This is a genomic window from Psychroserpens jangbogonensis (genome assembly GCF_000797465.1).
In the GTDB taxonomy this organism is placed as follows: domain Bacteria; phylum Bacteroidota; class Bacteroidia; order Flavobacteriales; family Flavobacteriaceae; genus Psychroserpens; species Psychroserpens jangbogonensis.
Window position 1 is genome coordinate 1 of record NZ_JSWG01000014.1, and the last position, 10050, is coordinate 10050.

Annotated in this window: 10 protein-coding genes; 5 read left to right on the forward strand and 5 right to left on the reverse strand. The window is 35.1% G+C overall.

The window, feature by feature from the left end:
- The first annotated feature begins 461 nt into the window (after positions 1–461).
- The 5 genes from RH81_RS16600 (at position 462) to RH81_RS13760 (ending at position 5627) form a co-directional block, all read left to right on the forward strand.
- Positions 462–2249 carry a T9SS type A sorting domain-containing protein gene (locus RH81_RS16600; RefSeq protein WP_161791996.1) on the forward strand — a complete coding sequence of 596 codons (1788 nt, stop codon included), beginning with the start codon at positions 462–464 and terminating at the stop codon, positions 2247–2249.
- A gap of 77 nt (positions 2250–2326) precedes the next feature.
- The gene (locus tag RH81_RS17280) at positions 2327–3283 is read left to right on the forward strand and encodes an Lcl C-terminal domain-containing protein (protein ID WP_052172561.1); all 957 of its coding nucleotides are present in this window, start codon (positions 2327–2329) and stop codon (positions 3281–3283) included.
- Between the two features lie 102 nt (positions 3284–3385).
- Positions 3386–4717: an Lcl domain-containing protein gene (locus tag RH81_RS16610; protein ID WP_052172562.1), complete on the forward strand. Its 1332-nt coding sequence runs from the start codon at positions 3386–3388 to the stop codon at positions 4715–4717.
- A gap of 120 nt (positions 4718–4837) precedes the next feature.
- Entirely contained in the window at positions 4838–4999 is a 162-nt protein-coding gene (locus tag RH81_RS17155) for a hypothetical protein (RefSeq protein WP_173424375.1), read from the forward strand.
- A 235-nt stretch (positions 5000–5234) separates the two neighbouring features.
- A complete protein-coding gene (locus RH81_RS13760; RefSeq protein ID WP_033961335.1) occupies positions 5235–5627 on the forward strand; it encodes a hypothetical protein in 393 nt (130 codons plus the stop codon).
- Positions 5628–5915: 288 nt separating this feature from the next.
- On the opposite strand, the gene RH81_RS13765 is transcribed toward RH81_RS13760, so the two are convergent.
- The 5 genes from RH81_RS13765 to RH81_RS13785 all read right to left on the reverse strand — a co-directional run.
- Positions 5916–6899: a hypothetical protein gene (locus RH81_RS13765; protein ID WP_033961336.1), complete on the reverse strand. Its 984-nt coding sequence runs from the start codon at positions 6897–6899 to the stop codon at positions 5916–5918.
- A 184-nt stretch (positions 6900–7083) separates the two neighbouring features.
- Positions 7084–7479 (reverse strand): RidA family protein, encoded by a 396-nt coding sequence (locus tag RH81_RS13770; RefSeq protein WP_033961337.1) that lies wholly within the window; start codon positions 7477–7479, stop codon positions 7084–7086.
- Between the two features lie 206 nt (positions 7480–7685).
- Positions 7686–8561 carry a DUF5050 domain-containing protein gene (locus RH81_RS13775; protein WP_052172563.1) on the reverse strand — a complete coding sequence of 292 codons (876 nt, stop codon included), beginning with the start codon at positions 8559–8561 and terminating at the stop codon, positions 7686–7688.
- A gap of 184 nt (positions 8562–8745) precedes the next feature.
- Positions 8746–9081: an avidin-fold protein gene (locus RH81_RS13780; protein ID WP_033961338.1), complete on the reverse strand. Its 336-nt coding sequence runs from the start codon at positions 9079–9081 to the stop codon at positions 8746–8748.
- A 189-nt stretch (positions 9082–9270) separates the two neighbouring features.
- The coding region (locus RH81_RS13785; RefSeq protein ID WP_033961339.1) for a serine hydrolase domain-containing protein at positions 9271–10050 on the reverse strand (780 nt) is incomplete at its 5' end.

The following is a 10050-nucleotide window of genomic DNA, read 5'->3' on the forward strand; positions in this document are numbered from 1 at the left end:
TATTTCAGGACGGGTCAAAATTACTCACAACGTGCTTGTGTATGGTTAGTTGCGTGTTTAAGCAACTAATTTAGCAAATAAATCACAGATAGAATATTCCGCAGGAATGTTCGTAAGTCGGCAGTGACCAAGCAATTGGTTATACACGTTGTTGTAGGTAGTTTTATTATTCCAATAATCCGTTTATTTCATTCCCTAGAATCTTTCCACCGTTTAAGTGGTTCTGCCGCATCTGTCATAATTGAGGCTGTTTTTGAACATTTTCGGTATGCTTGAAAAATGCAATTACCTGAATATCAGCAGATATTTTATTCTTATTTGGAGTGTATTATTGTATAAATGGACAGATGCGACAGAACCATAACTACGTAGTACTACGTAGTTTTAGACAGTTATACGTATTGTTTCGTTGGATATTTCATTGTAATTTTATCACAATGAATATTTTAAACATTTTTCATATGAAAACAATTACATTAGTCGCAGCGTTATTCTGTTTCACTCAATTAATAGTTGCACAAGAATCCATCAATGCTTCTGGCTCAGAAGCCACTGGAACTGGAGGAACTGTAAGCTATTCTGTCGGTCAAGTCTTTTACTCGACTCAAACGGGAAGTAATGGAACCTTGTCTGAAGGTGTCCAACAACCCGATGTCAAAACGATTTATATCTTTAATAGTACGTGGATGCCTAGTGATCCAAATGGTATTGCGACTGCTGGTGATGATATTATCATTGCTTCAGGTGATGCGACGATTGATGCCAATACAACATCTAATACAGTGACTATTAATCCTGGTGCTGGACTTATTATCGATCCAGGCATGACACTTTCAACAACCAATGGTTTGATGCTTGAATCGAGTTCAACAAGTTATTCTAGTTTAATTCTCGATGGTATTGTAACTGGTACATTAGAATATGAACGTCACGTGAATATCAATGGCTCTGGAACCACAGGAAGCAACGATTTAATTTCTGCACCTTTAACTGGACAAGCGTTTAGTGATTTTGCGACTAACAATCCGAATATTTTTAATAACGGCACCTTGTATCTATTTGGTCCGTTTGAAAAAGTAACGGGAACGTTTGTAACATGGGCAGATATAGAGACTGCAACACTTGATCCTAGTATTGGCTTTAGAGCTGCATCTTCAGATAATGGTTCATTTACATTTAATGGTACGGCAAATACAGGAACGATAACTAATAATATTGTCAATACTGGAAGCAGTAGAGAAGAATGGAACCTTATTGGAAATCCCTATCCTTCGTATTTAAATGTGCAAGCGTTTTTGTCGCATGAAGTAGCTGCTGGTGTGTCTAACCTTAATTTATTCGATTCTGGAACGGCTGCTATCTATGGTTATGACGGAAACGCACAAAATGGCTGGACGATTTATAACTCAGCAAATACAACAGCGTCTACGCGTATTGCGCCTGGACAAGGGTTCTTCGTAAGTGCAGACCCAACAAATGCAGCGCTTTATGATTTAGAGTTCACACCTGCAATGCGTTCTACGGGTTCTGGTGATGACTTTATCGCTGGGCGAAATGCAGAGTTGACTTTTGTGAAATTAAATGCAAGTACTGCTACACATTCTTATAACACAGAATTCTATTTTAATGCGAATGCCACTGAAGGTTTTGATTTTGGATACGATGCTAAAGTTTGGGATGATGCCTCGTCTGATTTTGCACTGTACTCGCATTTAGTTCAGGATAACACAGGTAATGCGATCGCTTTGCAAACACTTGATATGGGTAATCTTAATGATGTCACAATTCCTTTAGGAGTGAATGCCAATCAAGGCGAACAGTTAACGTTTAGTATTGCTGATATGACTTTACCAGCATCGGTTTCGGTATATCTTGAAGATGTAGTGACCAACACAGTGACCTTATTAAATACGTCAGATTATATAATCACGCCAACAACAGTCTTATCTGGCACAGGACGTTTTTTCTTAAGAACATCTGATGGTGCTTTATCAACTATTGAAACTAATTTAGATGCGCTCAACATCTTCGCTTTAAACACCTCTAAAGAGTTAGTCGTGAATGGTCCGTTACAAGACAACACGACATTAGTGCTTTATGATATCCAAGGTAGACAGGTATTATCAACCGAGCTTGATGCTACACTTTTGCAAAACCGTATGGATGTCTCAAGCATAAGTGCAGGTGTGTATGTAGTTCAACTTCAAAATAACACACAGCAAACATCACAAAAAGTAATTATTAGGTAATACCAACTTAAGCTTTTAATTGATGCGTACATCAATTCTATAAGTATAAAAAAACAAACCAAACCACAATTAATATTATGAAAAAATTATATACACTAGTAGTAGCCTTAGTTATGACGGCTAGCACGTTCGCGCAAGCGCCAGAAAAAATGAGTTACCAAGCCGTTGTAAGAGATGCTGGTAATGCCATCGTTAGCAACCAAGCCGTTGGTATGCAAATAAGCATTTTACAAGACGCAACTGCGGTTTATGTAGAAACGCAAACACCAACCACAAATGCAAATGGTTTAGTAAGTATACAAATAGGTATGGGCTCTGTGGTCTCAGGAGATTTCTCTGCGATTGATTGGTCTGCTGGCCCTTACTTTATAAAAACAGAAACCGACCCAACAGGAGGAACTACATATACCATTACTGGTACCAGTGAATTGTTGAGTGTGCCTTATGCGTTGCATTCTAAAATAGCAGCAACATTACCTGGAGGAATAAATCAAGCTTACATAGAAGCCTTAGAAGCAAGAATTACAGCTTTAGAACCACCACCACCACCAGCAACGGTAGGAGACTTAAGAGATGGTGGTGTTGTGTTCTGGGTAGATCCAGCAGACAATACTCACGGCTTGGTGTGTGCTTTATCCGATATTAGCTTCCAACAGTGGGGTTGTGCGTTTACAGATTTACCAAGCGTTCCAACCGTAACAGGGTTTCCTCCATCTGGTTCAGGAGCAGAAATAGGAGATGGGATAACTAATACGAATGCTATGTTAGCTGATTGCCCAACTGCCCCAGCCGCCTTAGCAGCGCGTTCCTTAGGCCCTGAATGGTTTTTACCAAGTATAAACGAGTTAAAGGAAATATATCTAAATAGAGCGACTTTAGAGGCAGTCTCTGGAGTTGCTGCATTTTCTAATGACTACTGGAGTTCTACGGAGCTCGATGGCCCTAACGCGTGGAGTCAGTTTTTTACCAATGGTATTCAGACCTTCTACAATAAGAGCTACATGACCAACGTGCGTGCTGTTAGAGCTTTTTAACAATTTAGTTATTTATCAATTTAAATAGTGCCGCGTAAGCGGTCGATTTTACAAATGGCATTACATACGTACATCATAAAATTGCATAAAAAAACAAATACTATGACACATAAACTTTACACCTTTTTAGCAGCCTTACTAATAACGGCTACAACCTTCGCGCAAGCGCCAGAAAAAATGAGTTACCAAGCCGTTGTAAGAGACGCTGGTAATGCCATTGTAAGCAATCAAGCTGTTGGCATGCAATTAAGTATTTTACAAGACGCAACAGCGGTTTATGTAGAAACGCAAACACCAACCACCAATGCCAATGGTTTGGTAAGTATACAAATAGGGATGGGATCTGTAGTCTCAGGAGATTTTTCAATGATTGATTGGTCTGCAGGCACTTATTTTATAAAAACAGAAACCGACCCAACAGGAGGTAGTACTTATACTATTACAGGTACTAGCCAATTGTTGAGTGTGCCTTATGCTTTGTATGCTAGTAATGGACAGGATTCAGGTACAAATGCAGGAGACATGCAATATTGGAACGGTAGTTCTTGGGAAGTAGTTGTAGCAACACCAAACGAAGGAGCAGCCTTACAAATGATAGGAGGTGTGCCTACTTGGACTGGAGGAACACCACCAGCTACTATTCCAGATGCACCAATTATAGGAACAGCTGTTGCAGCAGATGGTCAGGCTAGTATAGCATATACTGCTCCGTTTGATGGTGGTTCACTGATAACTAATTATGTAGCGACTTCGTCACCAGGCAATATTACCGGTACTATAAATCAAGCAGTAAGTGGTACAATAAACGTTGAAGGTCTAACCAATGGAACAGCTTATACATTCACCATAACGGCTACTAATGCTATTGGTATTAGTTTAGCTAGTTCAGCATCTAATTCAGTAACACCTTCTTCACAACCACAACCACCAGCCATAGGAGATTTACGAGATGGCGGCGTTGTTTTTTATATTGCTCCAACACCAACAGATTTAGATGGAGATGGCACTTTAGATACAGGCTTGGTTTGTGCTTTAATAGACCAAAGCACATATATAAGATGGTATAATGGCTCTAATTTATTAACTGGCGCTGCTGGAGAGGCAATAGGTACAGGTTCATCAAATACAGAGGCTATAATAGTTATTCAAGGCAATACTGATTTCTATGCTGCAAAACTCTGTAAGGACTTATCTCTAGAAGGCCATAATGATTGGTTTTTACCAAGTAAAGATGAATTAAACCTAATGCGTCAGAATATAGGACAAGGAAATGTCTTGGGACTTGGAAATATTGGTGGTTTTTCTAATGGATTCTACTGGAGTTCTACGGAGTTCAGTACCAATGACGCGTGGTTACAGGATTTCGGTAGTGGTAATCAGTTCCCCAACGGGAAGATCAACTCAGACCATATTCGTTCTGTTAGAGCTTTTTAGTTATTTATCAACTTAGCGCAGCGGTCAAGTTTAAAAAAACAAATGCTACTTTAAATCAGTGTTATAACCACAGAAAGTAGTCATTAAATAAATGTGTAATTCAGTTAACATATAGCAACAATGAAAAAAAACATAACAGAAGATCAGATCACACGAAAGGAAGCCTTAACAAAAATGGGCAAGTATGCTGCGTTAACAGCAATAGGGAGTTTCATTATTTTGAATCCTAAGCAAGCACAAGCATCGTCACCACCAGATCCAGGAGGAAATCCTTTTGATTAAAAATAAAATTAATTGTTTTGTAAAAGCCTCAGTACTATTCTGAGGCTTTTTTATGGATAACAATTTTGGGTTCTGTCGCATCTGCCTGCTTTAGCACCTACTTCCTCAATGAGTTTTTATCTCAAGTTAATTGTTGTTTATTTCTTATTTTTCTGATAATTGAGTGATTAAGATAGGTTCGGATTTATTAATTAAATTTGCAACACCAAAATACTTTATCATTAATCTTTAGCTTATGCCATACCAAGATGTATTTGTTCTTTTCTGGGAACAAGTAAAAGTAAGTTGCCAAGAAGGTCGCTTTGCCAAATTAACCCTGGCAAAGACCATTGGAAAACCTAACTTGAAAAATATATTTGTCAGACCAGTCTATTCTGATGATGACTTTAAGGTCTTAGTGAAATTGCGCTACCAATCTAAAGAAACCGAGGATGAGGAAAACGAACTTACATTAGAAGATGCTTTTGTGTTTTTGAAATCATATATCAGAACGCCTTTTTCATCTGTTCTTTTGTTTACTACAACAAAGGATGTTACTTTCAAAATTAATAAAAAGGGGGCCGGCAGAATTACCCAGAATTCGCCGACATTTCATAACGTTACGCAAGCTAAAAATGATGTAGAATAGCTGGAGTGTTAACATTGGTTTGCGATGTTACGTGCGTTTATTTATGTCGATTGTTCCTTTAATAATAATTTCCTTAAATCTAATAGCTCAATAGTTTGACTATTTGTTGATGTAGAATAAAATTATTATTGTGGATTTTAGAGTGTCCGCCATTAAATACAACGTGTTCGTATGTGGTTTGTTGCGTAGGCAAGAACTAAGTTAATAAAAGAAAACGAACCAGAAGAAATTCCGTAGGAATTTCCAAGTAGGCTATAACCAAGCAATTGGTTATGCACGTTGTTGTAATTAGTTTTTATACCTAAATGATGAAATACATTCTTTAAGTACTTCTTCTTTATCTTTATCAAATGTGTAATATGATACATAGATATGATTATCATAAAATATTTTACCAGATGTTTTTTTTTGCCAGTTTGTAAATTGGTATAATTCTTTATTATTATAGATTGTTTTATTCTCAATTTCTTTTCCTTTTTGAATTTTAGATAAATAATGATTTTTATCTTCATCCTTAAAATCATAATTGATTTCTATAGATGTATTACTTGTTTTATCATTTTTATCTATAAAAGAGATAGTTAAACTATTGTTTCCCCAACCTAATGTCCAAAAATCAAATCCTTTAGGTAGTTTTAATTCGTATGCTGGATCTATGTAATTTGATACAAATTCATAATCTTGAGTACAACCAGCTAAATGAGGAATTATATTATTAAATCCAATATACTTTGCAGAAATAAAATTATCATCAATTACTTCAAAGTTAAAGAGCTCCATTTCGTAAAGACAAGTCTTGGTAATCAAACCATAATCACCCTTTAATGCTTTTGCGTTTATATATTTTACTGTTCTGTTAAAAGAATTTTTATTTAATCTTGAAGGATAAATGCCTAATTCAAAATAATCTCCTAATAAAACAATACTATCTTTATTTGCAGATTTAACTTCATAAACAATATTGGGTTCATATGTCAAATCATGCTTTGTTTGAAGGATAAGTCTCTTCTTTTCTATTTGCCAATTGGTGATTTTTAAAAATGAATGATTTTCACTTAATATAGTATCTTTTCCATTAATAGTTTTTCCAATTGCCTTAATTCCTGTCCTGTCTGAATTAAGTTTTAAGTATTCAAAAGTGGTTTTATCTGATAAATACGATTTCCACTCACCAACATATTTTTCATTTTTTTTTCGAATTGTTTTATTCTGAGCTGAAGTATAACTTGTAAATAACAATTGAATCATTAAAATTATCAATATGTTTTTCATTCCCTTTAAATTAATTACAACGTGTTCGTGTATGGCACGTTGTTTTGGTTTAGCACTAAATTAGCAAAAAGAAACGTGCCAGAGGAAAATCCGCAGGAATTTCCAAGTAGGCTAGAACCTAGCAATTTACTATACACGTTGTTGTGCGTTCGTAGACTTTCTGTTGATTTGGGTTTTTTTGTAATTAAAGTAATTCTTTTATTGCAGTTCCTGTAATCTTGATTTTTCCACCAAATGGCAAAGCTTCCGCTTGATATATTGTTCTTGCAGGTCGTTTGTTCTCAGGAAATAAATCCATATATAATTTATTTATTTCAGGTAAGTCTTTTAGGTTGTCAAAAGCAATATCAATAAAAACAATATCATCCTTCTTAAAGTCTGCGTTTTTTAGAGCAGAAAAGAAGTTTGAAAAGGCCAACTTTCCTTCTTCTAGAATTGTTTGAGAAATATATTCTCCATCAACATTCACAGATAATTGCCCGCTAATAAAACACATATTATTCACAACTACTGCGTGGCTAATAGGGTTAGACCAGTTGGGTAGTCCTTCGCCTTTAGTAATATATTTTTTGTTACTCATAAATTTATATAAAGTTCATTTGGAAAGCTTACGCACAACGTGTTCGTTTATGGCACGTTGTTTTGGTTTGGAACTAAATTAGCAAAAAGAAACGAGCCAGAGGGAAATCCGCAGGAATTTCAAAGTAGGCTAGAACCTAGCAATTTACTATACACTTTGTTGTGTGCAGTATATGAAAACATTTGAACAAATCGTGCCTAGAATACTTAATTTAACAATTTGCTTTCTTTTGTTCCAGCAATTAATTTATAATACAATTCAAGGTAGCCATTTCTGTTCGAGGTGTATATTATTGATTTACAATCAGGTGATATAATTGAAATAAAGTTGTCATTCTTTGGGTCTGTAAGTGCTTTTTCATTTCGTCCGTCATTATCAATCATAAAAACCTGACCTTTTCCAGTTCTGTTAGAATGGAATATTATTTTTTTTCCATCACTAGACCAACTAGGGAGTTCATCATTGAATGAGTTTTTAGACAAATTTCTTACTTCTCCATTTTCCACTAAGACTGTGTGAATCTGCCAATTCCCAGTTCTATTACTTTGAAAAACAATTTGTTTTCCATCAGGAGACCATCTAGGATCTTGATCTTTAGACGAATTGTTTGTAATATTATGTTGATTCGTACCGTCTGAATTCATAACATAAATTTCTGCATTTTCATCTCTTCCGCTATAAAATGCAATTTGTTTTCCACTAGGAGACCATGTTGGATAATAGTCGTATTTATCATTAAACGTCAATCTTTTCTGGTTTTTTCCATCCAAATCCATAATGTAGATTTCTGCGTTTCCATCTCTCCATGAATAATATGCGATTTTAGATTCGTCTGGAGAGTAAACTGCCCACCAATTTACGGCTCCATTATTAGAGTTGGTAATTTGATTTATATCAGAACCGTCTAAGTTTAATTCATAAATTTCAGAAGTACCTCCACGATCCGAGGTGATTAAGATTTTCGATCCGTCATTTGACCAATTGGTAATAGTATTGTTTATAGATTGTCCATAACTCCAAAATGTACAACAACAAGCGTATATTAATATGATAATTGTCTTGATAAATTTTAATTGGATCATATTTAATTGGTTTTTGATTTATTGCATTCAACGTGTTCGTGTATGATTTGTGCGACTAAGAATCCACAGGATTTTCAGTTGTAGCAAATCAGATGATTAATGATATAAATTTAAATTGAAGTAGGAGTGAAGCATTAATTATACACGTTGCTGGCTACTTGCATTTCTTTCGGTTTGGTGCATATTATAACTCCTCCAAAATGGATTTTCCGCTTGACATATCCCCAGAAGTCCATTTCCAGTTTTCATAAAGTCTGATTTTTCCATTTTCGTTCAATTCAGGTTTTGAGTGGCAAATTCCAGTCATTAATTCTCCTTTTCCGTTGACTTGATGGTAACGCATTTCTATATTTCCATTTTTGTCCACTAATCCCATTAAATGGCCTTCTACTATTTGTCCACCTTTATATTTCGATGTCAAAATATTTCCTGTTTGTTTATATTCAAATATTGTTTCTTCTGTCGTTTCTCCATTTTCGGAATTTTGAACTGGTCTGAATTTCTTGTTATTATAGTTCATTTGATATTAAACTTAATTCATTTTTATGGGTTCTGATTTTTAGCTTGTTGCAACTTTTTGTATAAGATTAGTAGCCGATTGCGAAAGTAGAAACTTTGAATTTACTACTAAATTTTATGCGAGCTACAATATTCATGCTTACTGCTGTTTCGGCTATTATTTTTATACATTGTTGTGATATCGTATTCTTTAATCTAAATCGTTAACTCCTGGCATAAAATAGTTAGCAATTCCCATATTAACACTATGAGGTGATTGTACCCAATTTTTAGCACCATTTGTTAATAAAATGACAGTCACTGTATTTGGAAAACCATCTTTTCTATAATGTAATAGAGATGATATGCCAGCACCACCATGTCCATTAATTTTTATCTTGTTTTCAAATTCATATGCTTCCCAACCTAGTCCAAATGAACCAACTTCATTGTTATTCAATTTATATGGTGTCCAAATAGTATTTAGTTGATCTTTATCTAGTATTTGTTCATTCAATAATGCCTGCATCCACAGTATCAATTCATCAATCTTTATGTTTAATCCTGCACCAGCATACATAGTAGGGGAATAATTCAAAGGAAACATTTCTAACTTATCACCCACCATTTGGTAACTTGTAACTCTATTAGGAACAACTTTTTTGAAACCTCCATAATTAGCCGTGCTCAAATTAAATTTATCAAAATAGTTTTTTTGCATGTGCTCTTCAAAGTCTTGTTCAGCTAATTTTTCTATAATAATGCGTACAAGCATATAAGCCGTAGCATTATATCTGCTTTCAGTACCTAGTGCCGATGTAAATGGCTTGTCTTTCATGTTTTTAATTACAAAGTCATCACTTTCAGGGGCTAAGAAAATCCCATAATCTATAATGTCAGGTATGCCAGAGGTATGGCTTAATAAATATTTTAAGCTTAGTTCTTTCCAAGATTCAGGTAAATCTTCTCTGTCAGGAAGAAATTCACCAAC